Source organism: Trichlorobacter lovleyi (genome assembly GCF_015239775.1).
GTDB lineage: Bacteria > Desulfobacterota > Desulfuromonadia > Geobacterales > Pseudopelobacteraceae > Trichlorobacter > Trichlorobacter lovleyi_B.
Genome location: NZ_CP058409.1, coordinates 1,901,544 through 1,926,227 on the forward strand (window position 1 = coordinate 1,901,544; position 24,684 = coordinate 1,926,227).

25 protein-coding genes are annotated in these 24,684 nt (G+C 51.7%); 3 read left to right on the top strand and 22 right to left on the bottom strand.

The window, feature by feature from the left end; all coding sequences use genetic code 11:
- Positions 1-2 precede the first annotated feature (2 nt).
- Both FY034_RS08785 and metG read left to right on the top strand, forming a co-directional pair.
- Entirely contained in the window at positions 3-1,103 is a 1,101-nt protein-coding gene (locus FY034_RS08785; protein WP_265549666.1) for a PSP1 domain-containing protein, read from the top strand.
- Between the two features lie 6 nt (positions 1,104-1,109).
- Positions 1,110-2,642: a methionine--tRNA ligase gene (gene metG, locus FY034_RS08790; protein ID WP_265549668.1), complete on the top strand. Its 1,533-nt coding sequence runs from the start codon at positions 1,110-1,112 to the stop codon at positions 2,640-2,642.
- Positions 2,643-2,708: 66 nt separating this feature from the next.
- On the opposite strand, the gene FY034_RS08795 is transcribed toward metG, so the two are convergent.
- Together FY034_RS08795 and FY034_RS08800 are read right to left on the bottom strand one after the other, a co-directional pair.
- A complete protein-coding gene (locus FY034_RS08795) occupies positions 2,709-2,996 on the bottom strand; it encodes an iron-sulfur cluster biosynthesis family protein (RefSeq protein ID WP_265549670.1) in 288 nt (95 codons plus the stop codon).
- Positions 2,997-3,075: 79 nt separating this feature from the next.
- Positions 3,076-3,390 (bottom strand): pyrimidine/purine nucleoside phosphorylase, encoded by a 315-nt coding sequence (locus tag FY034_RS08800; RefSeq protein ID WP_265549672.1) that lies wholly within the window; start codon positions 3,388-3,390, stop codon positions 3,076-3,078.
- Between the two features lie 179 nt (positions 3,391-3,569).
- On the opposite strand from FY034_RS08800, the gene FY034_RS08805 reads away from it, so the two are divergent.
- Complete coding sequence (locus FY034_RS08805) at positions 3,570-3,863, top strand: hypothetical protein (RefSeq protein ID WP_265549674.1); 294 nt, start codon at positions 3,570-3,572, stop codon at positions 3,861-3,863.
- A gap of 54 nt (positions 3,864-3,917) precedes the next feature.
- Here FY034_RS08805 and FY034_RS08810 read toward each other — a convergent pair whose 3' ends face one another.
- The 20 genes from FY034_RS08810 to FY034_RS08905 all read right to left on the bottom strand — a co-directional run bounded on the left by FY034_RS08810 (position 3,918) and on the right by FY034_RS08905 (position 24,644).
- Complete coding sequence (locus tag FY034_RS08810) at positions 3,918-4,385, bottom strand: DUF2721 domain-containing protein (RefSeq protein ID WP_265549676.1); 468 nt, start codon at positions 4,383-4,385, stop codon at positions 3,918-3,920.
- An 18-nt stretch (positions 4,386-4,403) separates the two neighbouring features.
- Positions 4,404-6,701 carry an ATP-dependent DNA helicase RecG gene (gene recG, locus FY034_RS08815; protein WP_265549678.1) on the bottom strand — a complete coding sequence of 766 codons (2,298 nt, stop codon included), beginning with the start codon at positions 6,699-6,701 and terminating at the stop codon, positions 4,404-4,406.
- 35 nt (positions 6,702-6,736) lie between these two features.
- Positions 6,737-7,666, bottom strand: coding sequence for a glycosyltransferase family 9 protein (locus FY034_RS08820; protein ID WP_265555238.1), 930 nt, complete (start codon positions 7,664-7,666; stop codon positions 6,737-6,739).
- A gap of 152 nt (positions 7,667-7,818) precedes the next feature.
- The gene (locus FY034_RS08825; RefSeq protein ID WP_265549680.1) at positions 7,819-9,180 is read right to left on the bottom strand and encodes a protoporphyrinogen/coproporphyrinogen oxidase; all 1,362 of its coding nucleotides are present in this window, start codon (positions 9,178-9,180) and stop codon (positions 7,819-7,821) included.
- Between the two features lie 50 nt (positions 9,181-9,230).
- Positions 9,231-10,217, bottom strand: a complete 987-nt coding sequence (locus FY034_RS08830) for a glycosyltransferase family 2 protein (RefSeq protein ID WP_265549682.1) — start codon at positions 10,215-10,217, stop codon at positions 9,231-9,233.
- A complete protein-coding gene (locus tag FY034_RS08835) occupies positions 10,214-11,275 on the bottom strand; it encodes a glycosyltransferase family 2 protein (protein ID WP_265549684.1) in 1,062 nt (353 codons plus the stop codon). The genes FY034_RS08830 and FY034_RS08835 overlap by 4 nt, the downstream gene beginning before the upstream one ends.
- On the bottom strand, positions 11,262-12,290 hold the full coding sequence (locus FY034_RS08840) for a radical SAM/SPASM domain-containing protein (RefSeq protein ID WP_265549685.1): 1,029 nt from the start codon (positions 12,288-12,290) through the stop codon (positions 11,262-11,264). The genes FY034_RS08835 and FY034_RS08840 overlap by 14 nt, the downstream gene beginning before the upstream one ends.
- Positions 12,291-12,299: 9 nt before the next feature.
- Positions 12,300-13,055 (bottom strand): SDR family NAD(P)-dependent oxidoreductase, encoded by a 756-nt coding sequence (locus tag FY034_RS08845; RefSeq protein WP_265549687.1) that lies wholly within the window; start codon positions 13,053-13,055, stop codon positions 12,300-12,302.
- Between the two features lie 17 nt (positions 13,056-13,072).
- A complete protein-coding gene (locus tag FY034_RS08850; protein WP_265549689.1) occupies positions 13,073-14,875 on the bottom strand; it encodes a thiamine pyrophosphate-binding protein in 1,803 nt (600 codons plus the stop codon).
- Between the two features lie 2 nt (positions 14,876-14,877).
- On the bottom strand, positions 14,878-15,957 hold the full coding sequence (locus FY034_RS08855) for an N-acetylneuraminate synthase family protein (protein ID WP_265549691.1): 1,080 nt from the start codon (positions 15,955-15,957) through the stop codon (positions 14,878-14,880).
- Positions 15,958-15,982: 25 nt separating this feature from the next.
- Positions 15,983-16,861 carry an NAD-dependent epimerase/dehydratase family protein gene (locus tag FY034_RS08860; protein ID WP_265549693.1) on the bottom strand — a complete coding sequence of 293 codons (879 nt, stop codon included), beginning with the start codon at positions 16,859-16,861 and terminating at the stop codon, positions 15,983-15,985.
- A complete protein-coding gene (gene rfbH / locus FY034_RS08865) occupies positions 16,858-18,201 on the bottom strand; it encodes a lipopolysaccharide biosynthesis protein RfbH (RefSeq protein ID WP_265549696.1) in 1,344 nt (447 codons plus the stop codon). Before rfbH ends, FY034_RS08860 begins: the two co-directional genes overlap by 4 nt.
- Positions 18,201-19,331, bottom strand: coding sequence for a CDP-glucose 4,6-dehydratase (gene rfbG, locus FY034_RS08870; RefSeq protein ID WP_265549698.1), 1,131 nt, complete (start codon positions 19,329-19,331; stop codon positions 18,201-18,203). Before rfbG ends, rfbH begins: the two co-directional genes overlap by 1 nt.
- Positions 19,332-19,339: 8 nt before the next feature.
- Positions 19,340-20,113, bottom strand: a complete 774-nt coding sequence (rfbF, locus tag FY034_RS08875) for a glucose-1-phosphate cytidylyltransferase (protein ID WP_265549700.1) — start codon at positions 20,111-20,113, stop codon at positions 19,340-19,342.
- Complete coding sequence (locus tag FY034_RS08880) at positions 20,110-20,829, bottom strand: ABC transporter ATP-binding protein (protein WP_265549702.1); 720 nt, start codon at positions 20,827-20,829, stop codon at positions 20,110-20,112. The genes rfbF and FY034_RS08880 overlap by 4 nt, the downstream gene beginning before the upstream one ends.
- Positions 20,819-21,592 (bottom strand): ABC transporter permease, encoded by a 774-nt coding sequence (locus FY034_RS08885; protein WP_265549704.1) that lies wholly within the window; start codon positions 21,590-21,592, stop codon positions 20,819-20,821. Before FY034_RS08885 ends, FY034_RS08880 begins: the two co-directional genes overlap by 11 nt.
- The gene (locus FY034_RS08890; RefSeq protein ID WP_265549706.1) at positions 21,589-22,491 is read right to left on the bottom strand and encodes a glycosyltransferase; all 903 of its coding nucleotides are present in this window, start codon (positions 22,489-22,491) and stop codon (positions 21,589-21,591) included. Before FY034_RS08890 ends, FY034_RS08885 begins: the two co-directional genes overlap by 4 nt.
- Positions 22,488-23,342 (bottom strand): decaprenyl-phosphate phosphoribosyltransferase, encoded by an 855-nt coding sequence (locus FY034_RS08895; RefSeq protein ID WP_265549708.1) that lies wholly within the window; start codon positions 23,340-23,342, stop codon positions 22,488-22,490. Before FY034_RS08895 ends, FY034_RS08890 begins: the two co-directional genes overlap by 4 nt.
- Positions 23,343-23,379: 37 nt before the next feature.
- Complete coding sequence (locus tag FY034_RS08900) at positions 23,380-23,700, bottom strand: hypothetical protein (protein WP_265549711.1); 321 nt, start codon at positions 23,698-23,700, stop codon at positions 23,380-23,382.
- Positions 23,697-24,644 carry a class 1 fructose-bisphosphatase gene (locus tag FY034_RS08905; RefSeq protein ID WP_265549713.1) on the bottom strand — a complete coding sequence of 316 codons (948 nt, stop codon included), beginning with the start codon at positions 24,642-24,644 and terminating at the stop codon, positions 23,697-23,699. Before FY034_RS08905 ends, FY034_RS08900 begins: the two co-directional genes overlap by 4 nt.
- Positions 24,645-24,684 lie beyond the last annotated feature (40 nt).

A 24,684-nucleotide genomic window follows, 5' to 3' on the forward strand; every position in this document is an offset into this window, starting at 1 on the left:
ACGTGATACGTGTTGTTTCCATACAGTTCAATCCGGCCGGTAAGATGTATGATTTCAATGCCGGCGCCCTGGATCTGAAGCCGGGAGACCGGGTGGTTGTTGAAACCGAACGTGGCATCAGTCTGGGCACCATCGTCACCGGACCGCAAGAAAAAGACGAAACCGGTTTCAGTCATCCCCTTGCCCCTGTACAACGCCTGCTGGGGCCGGAAGATGAAAAAACCCTGGCTCATCACCAACGAAGAGAAAAAGAGGCCTATGACTTCTGCCTGCGCCGGATCAAGGAACGGGGCATGGATATGAAACTGGTCCGGGTTGAACATCTCTTTGATGGCAGCAAGGCGATCTTTTACTTTACCGCCGACGGCAGGGTCGATTTTAGAGAACTGGTCAAGGATCTGGCCCATACCTTCCATACCAGGATCGAGATGCGCCAGATCGGGGTGCGGGATGAGGCCAAAATGGTCGGCGGTCTGGGGATCTGTGGACGCGAGCTGTGCTGTGCCTCGTTTCTGCGTGACTTCCAGCCGGTATCGGTCAAGATGGCCAAGGAGCAGAATCTGGCCCTGAATCCCTCCAAGATATCAGGCCAGTGCGGCAGACTACTCTGTTGCCTGGATTACGAATATGAGACCTACTGCGACCTGCGGAAAAATTTCCCCAAGTGCGGCAAGCGGGCCCGGACAGCCCAGTACAACGGCACGGTGGAAAAAATGAACCTCCTGACCGGAGAGTTGATCCTGCGCCTTGAAGACGGCAAGCAGGTCAGTGTCAAGGTCAAGGAACTGGTTGATGAGAACAGCTCGTCGCCCCCTCAGCCGGAGACAACCAAGGAACAGGAAACGGTGGTTCAGCAGCCTCAGCGGAGGCCACGGGAGCAGCAGCCGCAGCAGCAGCGGCGACCACGTCCTGCACCGGCAGCAGCAGGTACAGTTTCAGCCCCCGTTGACACGGCCAGTACCAGACCAGTCGCTGCAGAAGCCGGGGAAGCCGGCACGCAGCAACCCAAGAGTGATGAGAAGCAGAAACGTAAAAAGCGTAACCGCCGTCACGGACATCGTAAACCATCTGATCAGAAACCAGATAGACCAAGCCAGGAGTAATCAGCAATGAAACCATCTTTTTACGTCACCACCCCGATCTATTACGTTAATGACGTGCCCCATATCGGCCATGCCTATACCACTGTCGCGGCTGATGTACTGGCCCGTTACAAGCGGATGAAGGGATTTGATGTCTTTTTTCTGACCGGCAGCGACGAGCATGGGCAGAAGGTTGAAAAGGCAGCCCAGACAAACGGCGAGACCCCGCTTGAACTTGCCGACCGGGTGGTTAAACGCTTTCAGGCCCTGTGGGAAAAACTGGGAATCTCTCACAACGACTTTATCCGCACCACCCAGGAACGTCACAAGCAGGGTGTCACCCATATCTTTAAACAGTTGATGGAGCAAGGCGACATCTATCTGGGGGAATACGAAGACTGGTACTGCACCCCCTGCGAGACCTTCTGGACCGAAACCCAGGTTGAAGATGGCAAATGTCCTGACTGTAACCGTCCGGTTGAGAAGCTGAAGGAAGAATCCTACTTCTTCAAGATGAGCGCCTATGGTGAAAAGCTGCTGGCACATATTGAGGCCAACCCTGACTTTATCCAACCCAAAACCAGGCGCAATGAGATCATCTCTTTTGTCAAAGAAGGGCTACGGGACCTGTCAGTATCCCGTACCTCGTTCTCCTGGGGTATTCCGGTGCCAGGCAATGAACGCCACGTCATCTATGTCTGGTTTGATGCCCTGACCAACTACATCAGCGCGCTCGGGTATCCGAATGCCGATGGCAACTATGGCCATTACTGGCCCGCCGATGCCCACCTGATCGGCAAGGATATCCTGCGTTTCCATACGGTCTACTGGCCGACCTTTCTGATGGCAGCCGGCCTGCCGATTCCCAGGAAGGTCTTTGCCCACGGCTGGTGGACGGTGGAAGGCCAGAAGATGTCAAAGTCGCTGCAGAACGTTGTTGAGCCCAACATGCTGATCGACAAATACGGCGTGGATGTGGTGCGTTACTTCCTGATGCGGGAAGTACCCTTTGGCCTGGATGGTGATTTCTCACACGGGTCACTGATCAACCGGATCAACTCTGACCTGGCCAACGACCTGGGCAACCTGCTATCCCGCTCAACAGCCATGCTGGTCAAATATTTTGACGGCATCCTGCCCGCACCAGGTGCTTTTTCAGAGCTTGATAAAACCTTGAAAGCCAAGGCTGAAGGGATGATTACTGCGGTTGACAGCTGTATGGATGAACTGGCCTTCAGCAAGGCCCTGCAATCAATCTGGGATGTTATTTCAGCCGGCAACAAATACATTGACGAAACCGCTCCCTGGGGTCTTGCCAAAGATCCTGCCAAGCGCGAACAGCTGGCAACGGTCATGTATTGTCTGCTTGAAGCCCAGCGGCTGGTACACTCGCTGGTTGCCCCTTTTATGCCAGACACCGCTCGTAAGGCATTGGCCTGCCTTGGCTGGCAACAGGAACCGGCTGGCGAAGATCTTGTCTGGGGCAAACTTGCTCCGGGGACGGTTATTGAAAAGGCCGCAGCGTTGTTTCCGCGGATTGAGACAAAGGAACAGCCCTGACAAACAACAAAGGGGGAGACCGGATTGGCCTCCCCCTTTGTTACCCATAACCTTATTAAGATTTATCTATGCGCAGGAAGAACCAAACTCCGGCGAGATCACGAATCCCTCACGCATACCAGAGTTAACAAAATCAATTACCTGACCATCAAGGAAAGAATTCAGGCTTTTTTCTGCAAGCAACTCAATGCCGTTCAAAGTCATCCTGGTATCATTTTCACCTGGCTCATCCAGAGCCAGCCCCAGACGGGGACCACCTCAACCAAAACCTTCAAACACCACCCGCAGCAGTTTGCCGGGGTTCTGGGCCAGAATCGGCTCCAGAGCTGTCTTTGCCGCATCTGTAATCTTCATGACGCCGCTCCTTTGTAAGTATTCATATATTTGAATATAACAAGTGGTCCAGACAAAAGCCAGAAAATTTTAATGGCAATTATGACAAAAAAGAGCAGCAGTAATCAGCTACGGTCTGAACCTTCATCGTGAAGGAGGAATTAGCGGCCACCTCAAACGACTGACCGCCGCCAATCCGTCTCCAGCCAGTCTCACCGGCCAATTGCAAATCCAGCTCACCGCTCAGTATCTCCATCAGCTCTGCAGCGCCGGTATTAAAGGTATATTCACCCGGCTGCATGATTCCCAGGGTCTTCTTGGAACCATCAGGAAACAGCACCGTATGGCTTGCAACAGCCCCGTTAAAATAGATGTTGGCTTCTCGAACAACAGTGACACCTGAAAACTCTGACATGCGTACGCTCCTTGGATATGTGGATATGTCTTAAAAGGGGTGTAAATCACCCTGAAACAGCTACGGCATAACACAGACGGCAGCAGCAATGTGATAAAATGCAATTATTTCAATACAATAAAAACATGGCACACCTGATGCTAATAGATGAATAACATCATCACACAAGGAGGAGTACCATGAAACGGCTCATTTTCGCAATTACCGCATTACTGATTAGCCTGGCAACAGTGTCATTTGCAGAAGAACTTAAAATTGTCGGCCCTGTTGTCAAGATTCAGGCCGAAGCAGGCAAGGCAACAGTCGTGATCAAAGACAACGCCAGCGGGAAAGATGTTGCCATCACGGTCACTGACCAGCTGACGGTGGATAAGCTTAATGACAAACGGATTACTGTCGGCGATGAGGTACGGGTCAAATACGACACCAAGGACTATGTGTCCAAGCTCTTCAGAAAGACTGCAGGCTGCTGACAGGCACACACAGGGCCGGCCGGAAACGGACCGGCCCTTTTCTTTTTAGAGCAGCTACTGAGCTGGCGGTGTCTGTGACCCTGGACCGATCCTGAGATTGGCCGTGGCAATATAGATCTCTCGCAAAAACCAGATCAGCCCCAACACCATGGAGAGCATGGCGCAGACAAACAGGACCGCCACCGGCATCGAGGGATCAAGTTCCAGAAACGTGCCGATGAACATCAGCGCAATAACGCTGCAGACCAGGAAGGCCGTGGTCGTACAGAGATTGATGGCCTGACCGATCAGCTTGGCACGGCGTGCCAGTGTCGCAAGGTCAGCCCGGATAAGTTCCCTGTGGCCTTCTTGCGCGGCAGTTTCAAAACGGGCTTCAAGCAGGCGGGCTCGGTCAATGATCCGTCCCAGTCGGTTGGTCATGACCGAGAGCATCGCGCCGATACCGGTTAACAGAAAGACCGGAGCCACCGAGAGCTGAATGGCACGGGCGACAGTGCCCACATCAGAGACTGTCCGTAACATGGTTGCACCTCCCCTTTGTCATGCGATACCTGCCAGCTCCAGCCGTTTACCCCAGCGTTGCAACAGTTCCTGGAGTATTCGTTGTCCTTCAGATGAATGCAGCTGTTCATCCCGTTCAAGTAATTTAGCGGCAGCAGACCTAGCCTGCTCCAATATGGCACCATCCCTCAGAATACTTGCCACTCTGAAATCAGGCATACCGGATTGGCGCGTACCGAGAAAATCGCCCGGGCCACGGATTTCAAGATCGGCCTCGGCAATCCTGAAGCCATCGGTGGTGGCCTCCATCACCCTGAGCCGTTTTTCTCCATCTTCAGACAGCTTACCCGCTGTTAACAGTATACAGCTGGAACGGTGACTTCCCCGCCCTACCCTGCCCCGTAACTGATGCAGTTGAGAAAGACCAAAACGCTCGGCATGTTCGATTACCATCAGGGTGGCATTCGGCACATCGATCCCCACCTCAATCACGGTAGTGGCCACCAGGATATCCAGCTCCCGCTTTTTGAAGGAGGCCATCACCGCCTCCTTTTCCTCCGGCTTCATCCGGCCATGCAACAGCCCCAGCCTGAGTCCAGGAAAAATGTCAGCCTGTAGATGTTCAGCCATCTGAGTTGCGGCCTTCAGGTCAGACTTTTCAGACTCTTCAACCAGAGGATAGATAACGTATGCCTGACGACCCAGGCCAATCTCCTGGTGGATCATCTCGTAAACCTGTTTACGGCGTGATTCAAAGTATATCTTTGTATTAATTGGTGTTCTACCCGGTGGCAGTTCATCAATGACTGACAGAGCGAGGTCACCAAACAAGGTCATAGCCAGGGTACGGGGAATCGGGGTGGCGGTCATCACCAGAATATCAGGATTAGCACCCTTTTTCTTTAGAACGCCGCGCTGCAGAACACCAAAACGGTGCTGCTCATCCACAATCCCTAACCCCAGACGGTGGAACTCAACCTTATCCTGAATCACGGCATGGGTGCCGATCACGATGGAAGCCCGGCCATCCGCAACCTGTTGCAGCGCCTCTTTCTTGATTTTGCCCCGCATACCGGAGGTAAGCAACACGACGTTGACCCCCAGCTGTTCACACCAATGGTGAATATTATGCCAGTGCTGCTCAGCCAGGATCTCGGTGGGGGCCATGATTGCCACCTGGTACTCGTTTTCCACTGCCACCAGGGCTGCCATCAGTGCCACCAGTGTCTTGCCACTGCCCACATCCCCCTGCACCAGACGATGCATCGGGTGGGAAGCCATCATATCGGCCTTGATCTCCGACAACACCCGCCGTTGGGCAGCAGTCAACTGAAATGGCAGCAATTTTACCAGCTCTTTGGTATAGCGATGGGTAACCTGGAAGGAGATCCCTTCTTCCAGGGTTACCCCCCGTTTCTTTAATGCCAAACCAAGTTCCCAGAAAAAGAACTCATCAAAGGCCAAAGATCGGTGGGCCAGAGTACGACCTTCATTCAGATCAATCAGAGGCGCATCTGATGGCGGCAGGTGGACCTGGCCAAGTGCTTCCCGCAGCGGAAGATACTGATACGTTTCCAACAGGGATTGAGGCAGAATATTTTCCAGATTGGGCAGAAAGGTATCCACCACCTGGCGCATCACCCGCCGCATCCCCTTCTGGTGCAGACCTTCCGTTAAAGGGTAGACCGGCACAATCCGCCCGAAATTGACCGGATCAGCAGCCATTACGGCATTTACATCGGCATCTTTTTCCAACCACTCTACATCGGGATGATGCACTTCAGGTTTCCACCCAAAACTGCTCACCTCACCGGTAAAGACCCCTTGCCGCCCCACCTGCCAGGTCCGTTTCATCCAGACACCGTTGGCATGAAACCACTTCAGCACAATACTGGCGCTCTCATCCTGCACCACCGCCTCAAAGACCTTGCGGCCTCCTCTGGTTGCCGTACTTTCAGCAGAAACAACAGCACCTTGAAAGACCTGGGTTATTCCCGGTTTTAACTGTCTGATGGGGATGAGTTGACGGCGGTCTTCATAACGGTGCGGCAGACAGAACAGGGCATCTTCAACCGTATGAATACCACGCTTGGCGAGCAGTTCCGCCAATTTTGGACCGACTCCTTTGATAAACCGGATACCGGTGGCCAGATTTTTATGTGCAATTGCCTGTTGAACGGAGTCTGCAGGAAGTGCAACTGTAACCTGTTTACGCAACAGGACCCCTGCATCATTGGCTTCAATCCCCACACAATCGCCCGGCTGGAGGCCAAGCTGCATCAGTTCCTTGGCAGGAATTAACAAGGCACCAGTATGATCAACCTGAAGTTTTGTCATGGCAGTAGGAGATATACCTGAAAAAACCAGAGAAGTCAGCCAGCAGTATGTTCAATCTGCTTTACACAGTGGTCAATCACCTCAGACACACTGATTTCCTGCATACAGCGAGCATTATACGGGCATGGTGGGGTCGTGCCAAAGGAAGTACAGGGAGAACAGGAAAGATTTTTATTGATAACAGTATGCAGCTTCCCACGCGGAGCCCATTTAAGGGCGCGGCCTGGACCGAACAGGGAAACTGTCGGCACCCCCAATCCTATTGCAACATGCAGCAGACCAGAATCAGCGCTGATAAGCAGGGCAGAGCGGGAAATCACAGCAGCAGTCTCTGCAAGAGAGGTCCGTCCTGCCAGATCCAGTCCTGACTCATCTGCAATGGTTTGAGCATCTGTCCGGTCAACGGTTCCTCCCACCACGACCACCCCATATCCTTTTTGTACAAGCGCAGCTGCCACAGCCCTGAACCGATCAGCCCCCCAACGACGCTCCGGGATAGAGGCACCGGGGAATATAGTTACAAAAGGCTTATCACCCAAAGTTGCAAGCAGCTTTCGAGCAGATTCTTTTGAAGTTACAGGAATGGTCAGGAACGGAATCGTGGCTTCAGTCTGCTCTGACACGTCCGTAAGCGGTTCTAGCAGACGTTTAAAACTAGAGACTTCATACTCATCATGGGAGTACGGCAGCGCATGGGTAAACATCCGCCGTCGCTCATTGGTAGCAAAACCGATCTTGATGGGAGACCGTATCAGCCGGGCTATAACAGCCGAAAGACGGTGCCACTGTTCGGTATCAATGACAACATCATATTTATCACGTACTGCACGCCAGAATTCAGCAGGTCTGTCGTAACAATACAGCAGGTCTACAGACGGAACCAGGGCAAACACACCGGCATTGCGGCGTTCTGCCAAGATAGTGATTTGAATATTGGGGTACTTGACTTTAAGTTGGCGGATCACCGGTGCCAACAAAACCGCATCGCCAATGCCGCCGGGGCGGATGAGGAGGACAGAGTAAACAGACTCAGGGAGATCAGGCGTAGACAGAGATGGCAACAGGTTTGTTATCAAACGCCCCAGCAGAGCATCAGCTGTCTTCACAAAACAGATGTTCACAACGCAGTACCGTTTACCGTAGGTTCTGAACCTTGGCGTAGTATCCGGTCCACCACCTCTACTCCCTGCATAAAGCTGTGATCCATATTGCCAACTTCATACTTCCAGGCTCCGAACCGGCCGCGCGAATACACCCCCTGGTCCTCAAGATATGGCTGGATAGTCTGCAAGGCACTATTGCGGGAAAGGGTAGGCACTGGATAGGAATAAGGAATATCAATGAGGTAGCGACTGGCAATCTGTTCCTTGGCAGCGTCCGAGATCATGCCGCTATTGCTAAGCCCTTGCACTGTTTCATCAACAATTGAGTTCTTGTCCTGAGGTTTATGGAGAGAGTACGTTGTCTCACACATGAGCGAATAATGTCGATCTATGGCACCACCCGGTACATTGTGGCGCGAATAGTTGTGAAAATTGGTAACGCGATAGAAAGGACTACTTGATTCAGGAAAATACATCCAGCACTTTGTATCGTCCCGGCGACCTTTAAACCCAAGCCCGACAATCAGGCCACCATTATGGGTAAGCCCCTCAGCTGCAGAGACAACTGCTTCTGGTATAGAGACACATGACTTAACAAATAGATCCAGTGGAAGCGTCGTAATCAACAGATCGTACGCTTCCACCTTGCCATTGGTGAACCTGACCTGTCTTGCATCAAGGTCTATTTCCTGCATTTCATGGTTCAGATGAATTTTGTCTCTGAACCGGTCTGCAATCCCTTCATAAATTGCACCGGTACCGCCACGTTCAGGGAATTTGAAGGTGTTATTCGGCCCCCAGCTCAGATCATCCCGTCCCTCAGTAATGTTCTTTTCAATACGAGACAAATCCACCATGCTGACCCGTTCAGCAATCCAATCCTTGCTCATCTGTTCAAGCGGTGTGCCCCATACCTTGCGGTTATAGGGTTCCATGAAATACGTGACAATACCATTGCCAAAGACAGCATCCATCCATTCGCGAAAGTTGGTTGCTTGCAATGGATTGCCTTTAAGGTTACGTAGACCTTCGATACACGCTCGTAAGGCGTCATCCGGGAGATGGCGGACGTTGTTCTGAAACGGGTACGGCACCCAGGTTTGCAGGATGCGGACCCAGCTTTCACGCTGGTGTTCGTAGTACGCATCACCCAGGGCTTCAGCAACAGCGTTGTCAAAACAGTCGTAGTGAGAGAAGAGGACATGCCCGCCGATGTCCCAGGTAAAACCTTTGTCATCCGCAAAAGACGCAGACAGACCTCCAACGTAGGAATTGCGCTCATACAGTTGCCAGTTGGTATAGCCCAGTTTATTAAGATGATAGGCAGCACCAAGACCGCATGGGCCTGCGCCGAGGATGAGGATGTGATAGCACATATAAACTGTTTCCGTTGCGACTTAAGTAAGTGTGCTCAAAAAAACCATTGCTATAGCTGATGATCAAACTCGACCGGCGGTATCTGATTTTTTGGTACCCTTAGCAGCCAATAGACGAACTGTCGCGCTACAATAAGCAGCTTGAATGGTAGGGGAATTACTATCACCGGAATGAACATCAAGAACAGCAATTTGTGAGGCAGATCGAGCGATACAAAAACAGTTGTGACCTTGTGATAGAAATCGTGCTTGTTAATCTTTTTTTCTAGTGCGATCCAGAACCCCAAGGATTTAACAAAACCGCGCAGTCTGGTTGCCTGAGACACCGTCTCCTTCTTCAGTTCGTGGTCAGTGATGGTTCGGCAGCAGGTTATCCATGCTTTATACCACGACAACGGCGAGAAGGTCGAAACGTTGACATCGTTCCTGATCACCATCGGCGTCTCAGGTATCAACACAGAGAAGTTCTCCCGCACAGCTTTGTTAATGAACTCGAACTGAGGATAGCTATCTGGAATGAGTCGGTAGCCGTGCATGAGGCACTCACTGTCAAAAAGCGCGGTGCGAAAAATGATCGCAGGGAAGAAGCTCAAGCTGAAATAGAACATGTAATCATCAGCGACGAGAGCTTGGGCAGTAGTGCGCCCGATCCGCTCGACGCCACCGTCGGTGACAGGACGAACCAGGATGAGGTCATCTCTCCCTGCCACGATGGCGTCGATCACCTCGTCGGAAGCTGAGAAATCAAAAGTATCGTCGTCGCATACAATCCAGGTATAGGGGGAAGTGGAGAGCTCGATAGCCCGCAGATAGTTGGCGTTGCCCCCGATGTTCTTGGGGTGCCGAACGACATTTAACCGCGGAAAGGCTTCCTTCAAGGCAGCGCACACTTCTGGGGTGGCATCGCTGGAGCAGTTGTCAAGCAGGGTTATCTTGTAGTCCCTGAAAGGGCTGTCTGCCAACTCACGCATGGTCCTCTCAAGAAAGGTCGATCGGTTGTAGGTGATGAGTATTATTTCTAGCAGGTCGCTAGTCATTGCCTCTTAGTTCTCCCTTCTAGGATATATTGTAATTCCTTGTCCAAGTCACCATCCAGACCATTCCTGGAGCGGAGATAGCTGGTCGCACGCCTCAAAAACGAGACCGGGAGAACCAGATAAATGATCAGGGCAAGGGCCACTGAACCTCTCATCCCCACGCCATAACCGATCAGGGAGAAAAGGTAGGGGAGCTGATCAAAACCGAGAGCTTTGGGTTTCAAGGCTAGCTGTAGGATGATCCGGACATTTTGTGCCCACGAGAACCTGAAACGAAACTGTTGCCTCTGGTACGACATGATGTCAGCAATGACACGTTCCTTGATCCTGCGGTCCTGTATATACCTAGTGGAACGGCAGTAATAGGTCAGCCATTCCAAGTCTCCGAAGAAATAGCCACGATCCTCGCTGGGGGTATGAACCATGAAGTCAGCACTCAGAGAGTACACCTTCACCGCGGAGGAAGTTGTCTCCTTGTAGAAAGGGACCATCTGGGGATAAAAATCGCTGATACTGAAATAGGCTTCTGAAATGTACCTAGTTGTAAAATCCCGGCGTGCGATGACCGAGGAAATCATGCTTACACTGCCGAGAAAGGAGGATGAAGTGCTAACCAGTTCGGACAGGGTGGACATGGTGCCGCGTTCCGCTGCAGCGACCTGCCAGCCCAGCCGGATCACGTCGGCTTCCCCTTTGCCGAGCACCTCTATCAATTCCGGGAGTCCCTCGAAGATCCACTTGTCATCATCGCCGATGACCCAGCAGTACTCGGAATCGGTTATCTCCAATGCCCTGAGGTAATTGGCACAGCCGCCGATATTGTAAGAATTCCTTACGTAATTAAGTTGCGGCCACTTCTGCTGATAGCTTCTTACCACTTCTGGAGTGTTGTCAGGAGAAGCGTTATCCAGGATGGTGAGCTGCATCGAACTCAGCCCGGCAGAGAAGAAAGCTTCCAATGTCTCCGCGAGTTGTTTGGCGCGATTGTAGGTGATAATGACCGGCTGCAGCTTGTCATTTGGCCAGAGAACCCCGTTAGTCGACTCACTGTTTTCCATGATTGGCCCTGGCGAGATCCAGGCGGCGCTGGATCTCGTCCCGGTATTCGTCGATGTTGTCAGGGACGATCTGCAGATAGTAGCACTCCCTGCATGCGGCGTTTTTGTGGCGTTCTCTCAACATCATGACCCTGAACTGGTACAATTCCTCACTATTCCAGATCTCGGACAAAGATTTTTCCCTTACACTTCCTACCACCGTCTGTTGAGACCAGTCGTTGCCGCAAAGAGAAACACTACCGTCACAGTTGACGGCTAAGACGTAGAAGGGATAGGCGCAAACCATCTTTTTTACGAAGGGCAGGCCGTCGTAGGTATCGGGGGCTGTCCCTAGAGTGAAATCCTTGACGCCGGAGTTTGACCAGCCCATAAGTTTCTCGATCGCTATGTGGGTACAGATGGACTGGAAGTCGTCGTAAAACTTTGACTTCTGTTCCTCTGAGAGATTTACATCCACAATCTTGATGTAGATTTCGCAGTCGCCGCGGTGCCGGTATAAATCCTCAATGTTGGTCAGCAACTTTGAGTAGTCGATGTCAACAGCAGCTATGTCTCGGTACCCATCGTGGCTGACTGCTTCGATGGAAATGCAGATGTGGTTGAGACCGGCGTCGATGATGTCCCGGTTTAGTTCCGGATTGAGCAGCGAGCCGTTAGTTTTGGTCCAGATCCTTTCGGCGATACCGGCGCGGCGGGCGATCCTGACCATTTCGGCAAAATTCGGGTTCAATAACGGCTCGCCGTCCTTGTACAGGCTAAGCAGCTTCAGCCGGCAGTTGAAGCCACTGATGTCGCCAATGATCTTGCGGAACATATCGAGCGACATCATCTTTTTGGCTCTCCCGACGCTGCGCAATAACTCGTCGTCGCTGGTAGGACAGAATTTGCACTTGAAGTTGCAAGCGTTAGTCGGGTCAATGTACATCACGAAGGGAGCCGGTAGGGGGATAATTTCCTGAAGCGGCTGCCGCTTCGCGCATCTCAGTTCTTTTGCTTCGATACGTTTGCCACTCATGACGACTTCCTAGCGTCCCATCCAACCGCCGTCCACCAGCAAGACGTGGCCGTGGATGAAACAGCTCCCTTCTGAGGCAAGGAAGAGCACCGGTTGCACGACGTCGTTGGTCGTGGCAAAACGTCCTGCAGGCACTCTGCCCGAGAGTTCCTTTGCCCGAACCGGATCGCTGAATACCCCAACCGCCATATCAGTATCGACAATGCCAGGAGCTACCGCGTTGACGTTGATACCATGACAGGCCAATTCATTGGCAAGACACTTGGTTAGACCGACCAAGCCGTGTTTGGCTGTCGAATAGCCGACGATGTTCCTGGCGCCTTGGAAGCTGCTAATCGAGGCGACGTTGATGATTTTGCCGCCATCGCGGTCGCGCATGATGCGGGCAGCCTGTATGGAGAGATCAAATATCGAGGTAAGCATTAGCTCTAGATCGGCGTCCCACCTGGCTAGGCCATAGTCGAATACCGAGGCGGTCTCTTGGAGTCCCGCGTTGTTGACCAGAATGTCGATGGTGCCAAAATCTAACACCACCTGCTCCATGAGGCTAGCCCTTTGCTCCCGGTCCAGCATGTCGACCGCATAGTATCTGCACCTGACGGCGTGGTCGCCCAACGACTCCAGCACGCCACCGTCCTCTTCGCTCTTGGCCATCACCGCAACTGAAGCTCCACAACGGGCGAATGCCTGAACCAGTGCGCGCCCGATTCCTCTGCGCCCTCCCGTGATGGCGACAACCTTGCCTGTAAAATCAAAGTTAATCATCCTTCCCCCTTGATAGGTTACCCATCCGTTTGCGGCGCTACGATCATATTCTTTTTAAACTCCTCGCGATCCAGCAGAGGCGACATATCCTCCAGTGGATTGGAGATCATTTTACCGTCGGGGAGCCGCGTGGACGAGAGTTTCGGCTCGATGGCATGGTCCGGGTTGAGGACGATCTCACAGAGGACAGGTCCGCCGGTCGCAAGCACTCCCCTAATCTTCTCCCGCATCCCTAAATTCTCCTCAATGCGCGCGGTCTTCATGCCAAAGGCTGTAGCCAATGCCGGGATATCGGGAAAACCAACTCCGGTGGCTTCGTCGCAGCCATGAAGCTTCCCGAAAAAGTTTGACTGTGTCTGCCGGATGGAAACGTAGCCGAAGTTGTTGAAGACGAAGATGGCAATGGGCAGCCGATAGTAGACAATGGTTGAAAGCTCCTGAAGGTTCATCATGATGCTGCCGTCACCAGCCAGACAGACGACCGGCTGCCTTTGGTTGGCCAGACAGGCGCCAATGGCTGCCGGGATGTCATAGCCCATGGAAGCGCATCCCGAGTTCCAGATGGCGCGCTGTCCCCTCTTTACAACCCCGCCTTGAAAGTAGACGATGTTGGCAGTCGCGTTCGACGTCACGACCACGGCGTTTTCGCCGAGCTCTTCTGAAAGTATCTTGGCAAAAAGGTAGGGATGCACCGGGGTCAGCGGATATTTTTCGGCTGCCAGCACCACCGGAAAGCGTTCTTTCCAGTCAAGGCACTTGGCCAGCCACTCTGAACGAATCTTAGGCTTACTCCTCATAAGCTCAGCCCTTAACCGTTCAAGAAGGAATTTGACATCGGTATGGATCTTCAGATCGGCGGCAAGGGTTGGCTTTACCAACTCCGCCGCGTCGATGTCGACCACTATCTTTGTAGCGGCCCGGCCGACACTCCCCCAGCCATAGCTCACCTGACGTATGTTGTTGCGGGTACCAAGGTAGAAAATAACGTCGGCGTTTTGCAGTGCGAAGTTGCCTGCTCGGTCGCCGATGGTGCCGATGCGCCCCACGTAGAGCGGGTTATCGCTGGGAACCAAGTCGAAGCCGTTGAAGGTGGTCAGGATCGGGATATGAAGTAGCTGTGCCACATCAAGGAAGATCTCCTGCGCTCCCGAGATGCGGACGCCGTGTCCTGCCACCACCACCGGACGCTGGGCCTTCTCAAGCAGATTGAAGACTTTGGGGACCGCAGCTGCAGCAGCTTCGGCATCGTAGATCGTGCCTTCCTCCGGGATGTAACCGGCCAATGTGCCCAGGTCCACTAGCGCCCCCTGTACATCCATCGGAATGTCCAGCCACACCGGACCTGGACGACCTGTTGTGGCGGCGTACCACGCTTGCTCCAAGGCGGTCCTGATCTGGTTTGGGTCGATGACGCAGGTGGCAAACTTAGTAAGCGGGCGTACAATCTCAACAATATTCACTTCCTGGTCACCAAGTTGCCGCAGGCCAAGCTCCGGGCAGGAACGTATTGTAGTTTCAAATTTAACTTGCCCCGATATATAGATCACAGGAACGGAGTCAGTCCATTGACCCATGACACCGGTAAGCGTATTCAGTCCCCCTGGTCCGGTGGTAACCAAAACTACAGCCGGCTTACCTGAAACTCTAGCGTAACCCTCAGCAGCAATTGCCGATGCCTGCTCATGATGATTGCAGAAATACTGCAACCGGCGACCCGCTGCGTCATTGAGATGCATGGCACCGCCCCCGGTTATCATGAAGATATCCTTGATTCCGAACTGAGCGAGGCGCTCCATGATGTAGTCGGCGACCCTGATCATTCCTAGAGCCCCCGGCCGTAAATTAGTTTCTTGAGTTCCTCATGGTTGGCATAAGGGCTGTCGATGGTGTCTATCATCACCGGAGTATCCTTCTCAACCGCCTTGAGCAGTACCTCGCCGCGCATCAACTCACGGCAGGATATCTGGCCTTTCTGGAGCGGTATAGCCAGATAGACATCGTCGTCGTGCAGGACATGGCCTTCAGGCAGGTCGCGTTTCGCGTAGACGCCGCGCACCAGTGCGTCGAGGTATTTTTTCTCTCGCTCCGGCACGATGCGTTTCTGAACACCGGGGCCGCCGCAAATTTCCTTGGCCTTGTTGAATGCTTTGAACCACTGGTCAATCTGGTGTGGCAGCGAGCAGTAGGGGCTGACCGCTACGGTGCCGTCGTCGATGTCGACGTGGCGTTCAAAGGTCCTTGCCCCCTTTGCATAGGCAACCAGTATGGAGTCGTTCCAATCGTGGTACTCGTGGCTGGAGAAACCAATAGTGTTGTCAGGATAGCGGCTCTTCAGGAAATCAATCTGGTTCAGCTCCAATTCGTGGTCCTCGCTGGGATAAAGAGAAACACAATGGTTGATGGCGAGCGGAATATTGCGTTTTTCGAAGAAGGAGACGAGGTCGTCGATGTCCTTGAGTGAGGTTCCACCGGTCGATACGATGACCGGTTTGCGGGTGGCCGCGATGGCTTCGATCAGTATCCAGTCACTGATGTCCGAACTGGCGATCTTGATGATCTGAATCCCCAATTCCACACATAATTGCACTGATTGTTCATCAAAGGGGGTAGCCATGGGGATGCAGCTATTCTGCCGGATAGCCTGGACGAAGGCGGCATAGTTTTCCTTCTCCATACGTGTGTCCAGCGTTTTCTTGATGTAGCGGATGTCATCACGCCCGATGAAGTCCTTGTGAATGAAGCTATCAACGTCTCTGAACTGGAGTTTGATGGCGCCACGGATATTGTTGAAGCGCACTACTTGTGCGAACTCCGAAATAATTTTCATGCCACGCGCCAGATTGCCCCAATGGTTGTTGGCCATCTCCAAGACAAACAGATCTTCAAAAATGTTTCTATTCATGGCTCTCCCCGCCTCGCATCGGATTTTATTTGTCTACAATAAGTTTTGATCTGTCGATCGAAGCTTTGTTATCGCTGTACCATTGGTAGAGCTCGGCAACTGCATCAGTAAGTTCAGTGAATTGCAACCCCGGTAACTCCTCTTTCAGGCGACTGTTGTCCCCGCTATACTCTGACCCCATCCCTTCTTGGAATATCACTACCGGCAATTTTTTCCCCGACACGGCGAGGATTAGTTCGGCTAACTCCTTGAGTGAAATGGGGGTGTCCGGCGTAACATTGTATTCCCTGGACCGAGCATCGTGGTACAGAAAGTGGTCCACCACCGGGAAAAGGTCACGGACGTAGAGGTAATCAAAGTTCCGGTTCTGCTTTATGGTGATCGGGAGGTCGAAAAGCGTCTTACAGATCGCATTCGAGATAAAGCGGATAGCATAGTCCTCGTACTTGCCAAAAACACCGAACAGTCTAAGGTCCACCACGCCGGGCGAAGCGACAATATGATGGGCTGTCACGTAGCGAAAGAAGCCGTGCTCATCGGCAGGGATATGGTGGTGCCACTCATCTTCCTTCATCTTCGGACGGTATTTTCGCAGATCATAGATACCGCCGGAACCAGCGATCAACAGCCTCCCAAAATACTCCCGGCTGTGCATTAAAACGAAGTACATCCGCGTGTCTGCCCAAAAGACACCAGTGGGGTCAGCGGCATTGCGGTGTCCAGGTTTTCCAGCGGCATGGATGATCGCATCAAAAGAGTTGGCCTTGAGGTAGCACCGCACCAAACACTCGTCAAGGAGATCAAGCTCCTGCCGCGTGGGTGTTGCCACCTCATGCGCCTGAGTCAAATGTTCAACTAGGTTCTTCCCTAAAAAGCCTGATGCGCCGGTTACCAGAATCTTCATGGCCTTGCAAAAGTACAAATCAGATCAGCCATGTATTCGAGAACATCGCCGGTCATCCCCGGATAGACGCCAACCCAGAAGCTGTTTCTCATGATCTTGTCGGTATTTCTCAGGTGACCGACCGAGCGGTATCCTGTCCCGCTGTTGCGCATCTCATCGAAGCAGGGGTGCTTGATGAGGTTGCCGGCGAAGAGCATTCTGGTTTGTAAGCCGTTTTTCTCGAGGTGCTCCACGACTTGGTCGCGGGTAAAGCGGGCACCGTCGCGGACCGTCATCAGGAACCCGAACCAGGAGGGATCGCTGTTTGGTGCCGGCTCTGGAAGTATCAGGCTCTCCTCCAGTCCCCTCAAACTTTCACGAAGCTGGTGCCAGTTGCGCCGGCGTGCTTCGACGAAGCTTGGTAGTTTCTCCAACTGCGCACATCCTATAGCTGCTTGCAGGTCAGTCGCCTTGAGGTTGTAGCCAAAATGTGAGTAGACATATTTGTGATCATAGCCGACCGGGAGTTCGCCGAACTGCCGGTCGAATCTCGTGCCGCAGGTGTCGTCCTTGCCGGAGGGGCACCAGCAGTCGCGCCCCCAGTCCCTGAAGGATTCTACGAGTCTGCTTAACAAGGGATCGTTGGTATAAACCGCTCCTCCTTCGCCCATGGTCATGTGATGGGGAGGGTAGAAACTCGAGGTGCCAAGATGACCGACGGTTCCGGTTTGGCGCCATTGCCCGTCAATCAGGTAGCGCGAACCGAGGGCATCACAGTTGTCTTCGATCAGCCAAAGGTCATGACGGTCGCAAAAGGCCTTCACCCGCTGTAGGTCGAACGGGTTACCGAGGGTGTGTGCCAGCATCACAGCCTTGGTGCGCGAAGAAAGTGCCGTCTCGAGTTGGTGACAATCGATGTTGGCAGTGGGGAGTTCGACATCTACGAAGACGGGAACCGCTCCGTACTGGATGATAGGCGCCACCGTTGTCGGAAAACCGGCCGCCACCGTGATCACCTCATCGCCCCGATAGATGCGGCGCTCCCCAAGCCTGGGAGAGGTTAGTGCCATAAAAGCGAGCAGATTGGCCGAGGAACCTGAATTGACCAGAGAGCAGTGCGCCGTCCCTAGGTACGTTGCTAACTCCTTCTCGAAGCGCTGAGCGTAGCGCCCGGCGGTAAGCCAGAAATCAAGCGAGGCATCGATCAGGTTAGCAATTTCGCTTTCATCAAAGACCCGACCGGCATAGGGGATGCGGTCGCCGGGCTGGAAAGCGGTGGAGGCAGCATGCCGGGCACGGTAGTAGGAGAGTGCCGCTTCAACAGCCTTCGCCCGGAGATCTTTTTCCTGTTTGATGTTCATCAGGCCTCCATCAGTGAGGGCATTTCCCGCTCAACGTTCGCATCGACGGAATGTGCCTGCCGTTTCCGGTCCGTTTCATTGCGTTCGATCTGGGCCAACGACCGCGCTAGCATATCTCCACCCGACCGCCAGACCTGCATCCAGTCGACGATGGCATCGAGTGCGGTCTCGAGATTCCAGCAGGGCTGCCAGCCGAGCAGGGTCTGCGCCTTCCCGATATCGAGCCGGAGGTATCCCGTCTCGTGGGGGTGAGCGCCTGAATCGATTTCAAAACCAACAGCTCCGCCCCATTTTTCACAGAGTGTCTCGACAATCCATCGGACCGGCTTAGCATCGTCACCGAAGGGGCCGAAGTTCCAACCGCTACCAAAATCGCAGCCGTCTTCATACAAACGTTGGGCCAGCATAAGATAGCCAGACAGGGGCTCCAGTACATGCTGCCAGGGCCGAATAGCATGAGGATTCCGGATGCGAACCGGTTTGCCATCCAGCAGAGCCCTGATGCAGTCAGGAATGAGACGGTCCGTTGCCCAATCTCCCCCTCCGATCACGTTGCCGGCCCTGGCAGTTGCGATTGCTACCCGATGCTCGGCATATTTTTCGGGATTAAAAAAGGAGGAACGCCAACTTGCTGTAATGAGCTCCGAGCACGCCTTGCTGTTGGAGTACGGATCATACCCCCCGAGCCGCTCGTCCTCTCGGAATGCGTGATCGTTACCAACATTCTTATAGCACTTGTCTGAGGTAACGTTGACAACTGCACGGATTGAGGGAACCCAGCGGACCGCCTCCAGGAGGTTGACCGTTCCCATCATGTTGGTGGCGTATGTTTCCACGGGCATCAGGTACGATTCACGGACGATAGGGAGGGCCGCGAGGTGAAAGACAATCTCAGGCTTGGCCTGAACGAGGACCTGTTGCAACCGGACGCCGTCCCGAACATCCCCTTTAAACGAATCAATCAGCCGGTCTAAGCCGGCAAGGCGGAACAGGCTCGGCTCGGTGGGCGGATCGAGGGCGAATCCGGTGATTTTGGCGCCCATGGCATGAAGCCAGATAGATAGCCAAGCGCCCTTGAAACCGGTATGCCCGGTGATTAAGACTGATTTTCCTTTCCAGAATGTGTTCATCGCACCACCTACCACACTTTCCACTTTGCATCTCCAGTGCGCCATTGTTCTTCGAGATCCACCTTATCACGCAAAGTATCCATCGGCTTCCAGAACCCCACGTGCCGGAAGGCCATCAGTTGCCCGTCACGAGAGAGCTCCGAGAGCGGTTCTTTCTCCCAGAGGATATCATCCGAGGCAATGTAGTCGAGCACTTGCGGCTCTAACACGAAGAAGCCGCCATTGATCCAAGAACCATCCCCTTGCGGTTTTTCTTGAAAATTACTGACTACATCCCCATGTCCCTCAAACGCCAATGCTCCAAAACGACCGGGAGGCTGCACAGCTGTTATGGTAGCATGCCTGCCATGTCCCCTGTGGAATTCCAAAAGTTTGTTGATATTAACATTGGCAACACCATCACCATAAGTCATCAAAAACGTCTCATTTCCCAGATATTGGCGAATGCGTTTCAAGCGCCCCCCGGTCGGAGTCGTTAGGCCAGTATCAACCAGAGTGACTTTCCAAGGCTCAGCAGCTGAATCATGAATCTTCATACTGTTTTGGCCCAAATCAAACGTAACATCCGAATTATGTAAAAAATAGTTGGCAAAATACTCTTTAATGACATACCCCTTGTAACCGAGGCAAATTGTGAAATCATTGAACCCGTAGTGGGAGTAGATCTTCATGATATGCCAAAGAATAGGATTTTCTCCGATTTCAATCATCGGCTTAGGCTTTAAATGTGATTCTTCGCTTATACGCGTCCCTAAGCCACCTGCAAGTATGACTACTTTCATACTAAAACTCCCGTCAATGCGATGCCATGATCAAGGGTTATGATGTTGTCACAAATTCGCGTAAGTGATGCATGGTCATGACTTACAACCAAAATTGTCCCATTATTTGACCTGATAGACTCAATGCGCTTGAGGCAACGTGCTTGAAACTCCTCATCACCCACAGCCAGAACTTCATCAAAGAGAAAGATATCTGCCGGGCTGTGAACGGCAATAGAGAAGGCCAAGCGAAGGTACATTCCAGATGAATACTTCTTGACCGGTACGTTGATAAAGTCATCAAGGCCTGAAAACTCCACTATGCTGCCAATATTCTTTTTTAACTCTCGAATGGTGAGTCCTAAAATTGTCCCGTTCATGTAGATGTTTTCAATGCCGCTCAGGTCAGGATGCATGCCTGCACCAAGCTCAATTAATGGAGCCACCCTTCCTTTTATCACAATGTCACCCCTTGTTGGATAGGTGACATTGGAAATAAGCTTCAATATGGTACTTTTCCCGGAGCCGTTATGCCCAGCAAGCCCAATACAAGCGCCCTTTCCAGCATAGAGACATATATCCTTTAAAGCCCAGAACTCGCCATCTGAAAGTTCTTCATAACACTTTTTTCCTGTCAAGAACGAAATAAGCTCCTCACGTAGCGAGTTATTTAAAACCGACTGCTTGGAATACTTTTTCCAGACATTTGACAAAGATATTATTGGGTTAGATGACATCGGCAAAGGCTCGCTCAATACGGATAAAAATTTTATATACAACAATATACAGCAAAAACACCCCAGCCAGTTCAATCCCAAGTTGCCAAAGGATAACTCCACGCCCTTCGATGGTAACACGCCGCATATTTTCAACGATAAAAGTTAGAGGGTTAAGAAATAGAAACATCTTCCATTTGTTATCGACAGAATCAATAGAATAAATTACTGGTGTAGCAAAAAACAAAAACTGAATTAAAAAAGTGGTTACAAGTTTGACATCACGGTAGTAGACATTGAGTGCGGCTAGTAACAGAGAAATTGAAGTAGTATAGATAACCAGCATACCCTGCAAGGGAAGTATCCAAAGCATATTCCAACTAATTGGGACTTGATAAACTATCAGCATCAAAAAATAAACACAGAAACCTATCAGATAGTCTATAAAGTTGATTGCTACGCCAGAAAATGGAATTATTTCGCGGGGGAAATATATTTTTGTTACAAGATTAAAGTTACCAGAAAGACTGGTAACTGCAAAGTTTGACGCTCCTGAAAAAAAGGTCCAAGGAAGTACACCGGCAAAATAAAATAGAGTGTACGGATACGCTTTTGGCGTGGTCTGTAGCACCACACCAAAGATGAATGTAAACAACAACATTAAGCTAACCGGCTGTAAGATGGCCCACAGCACACCGATAGAGGTCTGTTTGTAGCGGATCAGGAACTCTCGCCAGATGAAGACAAGCAAAAGGTCTTTATATGCATAAAGCCGCCACTTCATCCGTACACCTGTTCTTTGCTGCCCTTAAAACCTTCCAAGACTCCCAACAGGAACCCAATGCCAAAACGCCCCTGTTCTTTCAGCCGCCGGCCGGGTAGTAGAAACAACGGTGCATGGCGGGCACAATTTAACATTAACAGGATCCAGACCGGCCAGGAATAACGGTTTTTTAGCCCGAAAAATGAAAACCCTACTGCCCGTGGTTTACGGGTGTTTGGCACCAGCAATGGAGGATGAAAATAGTTCAGATCAGCACAGTTGATTGCGGTATTACCGGCGATGGTAAAACGGGTTACAAACTCCACATCCTCCTGCCCTACAAAATGATCCATAAAGCCACCGAGTTTCTGTAAGACCTGTCGGCGGTAGGCTGTGCAGCGACTGGTCATGAAATATGGATCGTGAAAGTCGTAACGATCTTCGATGCAGGCGTAGGCAGCATGGCCATGCGGCACCACAGCATCAGCAACAGGATTTTCAGCACAAAAAGAATCAAGGGCAAGTAAAAAGTCATGCTGCAATAGGATCGTATCATCATCCAGAAACAGAATAATCTCTCCCCTGCTACGTGTTAGCCCGAAGTTACGTGAGTAGCCCATTTTGCCAAACTGTGCATCTAGTGGCAGATAGACGACCTGCAACATGGTTGAAAAGTCAGAGGCCATCTGCCTGCCTGCATCCGTCCCTCCCCTGTCTTCGACAAGCAATACCTCAAAACGGTCTTTGGGATACTGCTGGTCTGCCAGAGAACAGAGTATCCCCTGCAGCAGGTCCAGACGGCCATAAAAATTAATGACACAAGAAATACGAATGCCATCTGCAGCAGACGGCACTACACCATCACCTTTAAGGTCAAAAGGGAATAACCGGTACAGCGCCTGAAGAATGGTTTTTCTCATGTCCCGTAGATCCCCCACCCCACCATGGCACTCCATCCGGCTCCGACAACCAGTATCCAGGGATCTCGCAATAATGATTCCGTCGGATCGCCGCTTAGCCCCGACTTAACTCTCAAAATATAGCGTAGTAGTCCAAAGCAACAGAGTGGAACAGTATACAGTAAAAAATTATGGGATAGAGTGTACATGGTGTAGGTGACCAGTACTGCGCTGCCGGTCATAAACAGCACGCCGTCAAGGAAACCGTCTGGATAATGTGTCAACACTTTACGATGAGATGCTGCAGTTATAACGCTGAGAGTCTGTTTTTCAGAGAGGCGTTTTCCGGCACTTAAAAACAGTGAGAGCAGCAATACGGATAAAAACAGCCACTCAGAAATACGGATGCTGAAAACAGCCCCTCCCGCCATGAGTCGGAACAGAAAACCGGTGGCAATACAAAACAGATCAACCACCGGCATTTTTTTTAAACAGCATGAATAGGCAACCGATACTGACAGGTAGGCCAGTACTAATAAAGTAAAGGTTGTACCGACAGATAGGGCAACGATAATGGCGCTGGCAGCCAGTAAAATGGCCAGTGTTTTGGCAGTCGTAACAGCGACCATACCTGACGCCAAGGGACGCGAGGACTTCCGTGGATGATTTGAGTCAGCTTCACGGTCCATCAAGTCATTGACAAGGTAGCCGGCACTTGAAGCCAGAGAGAACACAACGCAAGGGATGGTTCCCTTAACAACCATCCCTTGCGTTAACAGAGTACCACCAAGAAACGGAGGAAAAAACAGCATCAGGTTCTTCAACCACTGGTGAGGTCGAAGTAGTTGAAGGATGGCGGTAATGCGTTTCATCAAGGTCTGTTCAATGCCTCTCTAAACTGCCGGCAAACTACCATTCGTCATCCTGCTCAGAGCGGTCTTCATCATCAAAGACACTGTATTGGTTATCATCATCTTCCTGCTCTTCGGTATAGCATTCATCATCATTATCTTGATCTTCATCTTTGCCAAAATGCCATGCAGGACGTTCTTCAGGTTCTGCAGCCGCCTCAAAACGGGCCAGCATTTCAGGATCAGTACAAAAACGGTCATCCTTGAAGTGGCATTTTTCAAGTTCACAGAGATCAAACAGTTGAATCTCACTACAGAGCCTACGAGGCAGTTCCTGAGGCACCTCGTCCTTGTCAATCAGTTCTTCCACGCTACTCACGCACAAGCTCCATTTAAAAATTCTGTGGCTTTCGCCACATCTTCTTTGCAACCAATATAAATTGGTGCCCGTTGATCAAGTCCCTCTGGTTGCATGTCAAGAATCGGCATACACCCATTGGTAGCAGCGCCGCCAGCCTGTTCAATCAAATATGCCATGGGGTTCAGTTCAAACAAAAGCCGTAGCTTACCATTGGGGGAATCGGTCAGGGCCGGGTACATAAAGATCCCTTTGCCCTTCATCAAAATCTGATTGATATCCGGTACAAATCCACCTGAATAACGCAGTTTTGAACCTTTATCTTCGAGATAGCGGATATAGGCTTCGTTTTCTGGCGTATATTTCTTACGCAGGCCACCTGGAGAATAGATATCACCGGACGGCTTCATCTGAACCTTTTCGCGGGTCAGGGTAAACTCCATCAAATGGTTCATGGTAAACTCATAAACCCCCTTACCCACTGAATAGACCATGGAGACCCTTGGGCCATACAGGATGTACATGGCTCCAACCATATTACGGCCCGGTTGCAGCAGATTGTCGCCCTGATAAATCCCGACAATGGTTCCTACGGCCAGATTCACATCAACCAATGAGGAACCGTCCAGCGGGTCATAGGCCACTGAAAACATCCCCAAAGGGTTACTGGTGACTTGAAAGATTTCATCCATTTCTTCAGAAGCAATGTTACAGACCACTCCTGAATACATCAGTCGTTTGCGCAGAATTCGGTCGGACAACACATCCAGGGCCAACTGTTCTTCGCCGTACAGATTGGAGGTACCGGCAACCCCCAAGTCACCGGTACGAACCGCGTTGATCACATATTTACTGGCCTCGGCAATTTCACACAACAGATGTACCAGATTACCACTGATATTCTGCTCACGCAGATGACGACGGAAGTCGGTCTGAAATTTGGTGCTCCCGGGCTCTTTGCCCATAAGAAGGTCCTCCTGAACAGGTAGTGTGCTAGATTAAAAT

Bases quoted from the DNA above. Each gene is read 5' to 3' on its own strand.
- metG (WP_265549668.1), top strand. From the start codon at position 1,110: ATGAAACCATCTTTTTACGTCACCACCCCGATCTATTACGTTAATGAC.
- FY034_RS08800 (WP_265549672.1), bottom strand. From the start codon at position 3,390: ATGTCAGAGTTTTCAGGTGTCACTGTTGTTCGAGAAGCCAACATCTAT.
- FY034_RS08805 (WP_265549674.1), top strand. From the start codon at position 3,570: ATGAAACGGCTCATTTTCGCAATTACCGCATTACTGATTAGCCTGGCA.
- FY034_RS08810 (WP_265549676.1), bottom strand. From the start codon at position 4,385: ATGTTACGGACAGTCTCTGATGTGGGCACTGTCGCCCGTGCCATTCAG.
- recG (WP_265549678.1), bottom strand. From the start codon at position 6,701: ATGACAAAACTTCAGGTTGATCATACTGGTGCCTTGTTAATTCCTGCC.
- FY034_RS08825 (WP_265549680.1), bottom strand. From the start codon at position 9,180: ATGTGCTATCACATCCTCATCCTCGGCGCAGGCCCATGCGGTCTTGGT.
- FY034_RS08830 (WP_265549682.1), bottom strand. From the start codon at position 10,217: ATGACTAGCGACCTGCTAGAAATAATACTCATCACCTACAACCGATCG.
- FY034_RS08835 (WP_265549684.1), bottom strand. From the start codon at position 11,275: ATGGAAAACAGTGAGTCGACTAACGGGGTTCTCTGGCCAAATGACAAG.
- FY034_RS08840 (WP_265549685.1), bottom strand. From the start codon at position 12,290: ATGAGTGGCAAACGTATCGAAGCAAAAGAACTGAGATGCGCGAAGCGG.
- FY034_RS08845 (WP_265549687.1), bottom strand. From the start codon at position 13,055: ATGATTAACTTTGATTTTACAGGCAAGGTTGTCGCCATCACGGGAGGG.
- FY034_RS08850 (WP_265549689.1), bottom strand. From the start codon at position 14,875: ATGATCAGGGTCGCCGACTACATCATGGAGCGCCTCGCTCAGTTCGGA.
- FY034_RS08855 (WP_265549691.1), bottom strand. From the start codon at position 15,957: ATGAATAGAAACATTTTTGAAGATCTGTTTGTCTTGGAGATGGCCAAC.
- FY034_RS08860 (WP_265549693.1), bottom strand. From the start codon at position 16,861: ATGAAGATTCTGGTAACCGGCGCATCAGGCTTTTTAGGGAAGAACCTA.
- rfbH (WP_265549696.1), bottom strand. From the start codon at position 18,201: ATGAACATCAAACAGGAAAAAGATCTCCGGGCGAAGGCTGTTGAAGCG.
- rfbG (WP_265549698.1), bottom strand. From the start codon at position 19,331: ATGAACACATTCTGGAAAGGAAAATCAGTCTTAATCACCGGGCATACC.
- rfbF (WP_265549700.1), bottom strand. From the start codon at position 20,113: ATGAAAGTAGTCATACTTGCAGGTGGCTTAGGGACGCGTATAAGCGAA.
- FY034_RS08880 (WP_265549702.1), bottom strand. From the start codon at position 20,829: ATGTCATCTAACCCAATAATATCTTTGTCAAATGTCTGGAAAAAGTAT.
- FY034_RS08885 (WP_265549704.1), bottom strand. From the start codon at position 21,592: ATGAAGTGGCGGCTTTATGCATATAAAGACCTTTTGCTTGTCTTCATC.
- FY034_RS08890 (WP_265549706.1), bottom strand. From the start codon at position 22,491: ATGAGAAAAACCATTCTTCAGGCGCTGTACCGGTTATTCCCTTTTGAC.
- FY034_RS08895 (WP_265549708.1), bottom strand. From the start codon at position 23,342: ATGAAACGCATTACCGCCATCCTTCAACTACTTCGACCTCACCAGTGG.
- FY034_RS08905 (WP_265549713.1), bottom strand. From the start codon at position 24,644: ATGGGCAAAGAGCCCGGGAGCACCAAATTTCAGACCGACTTCCGTCGT.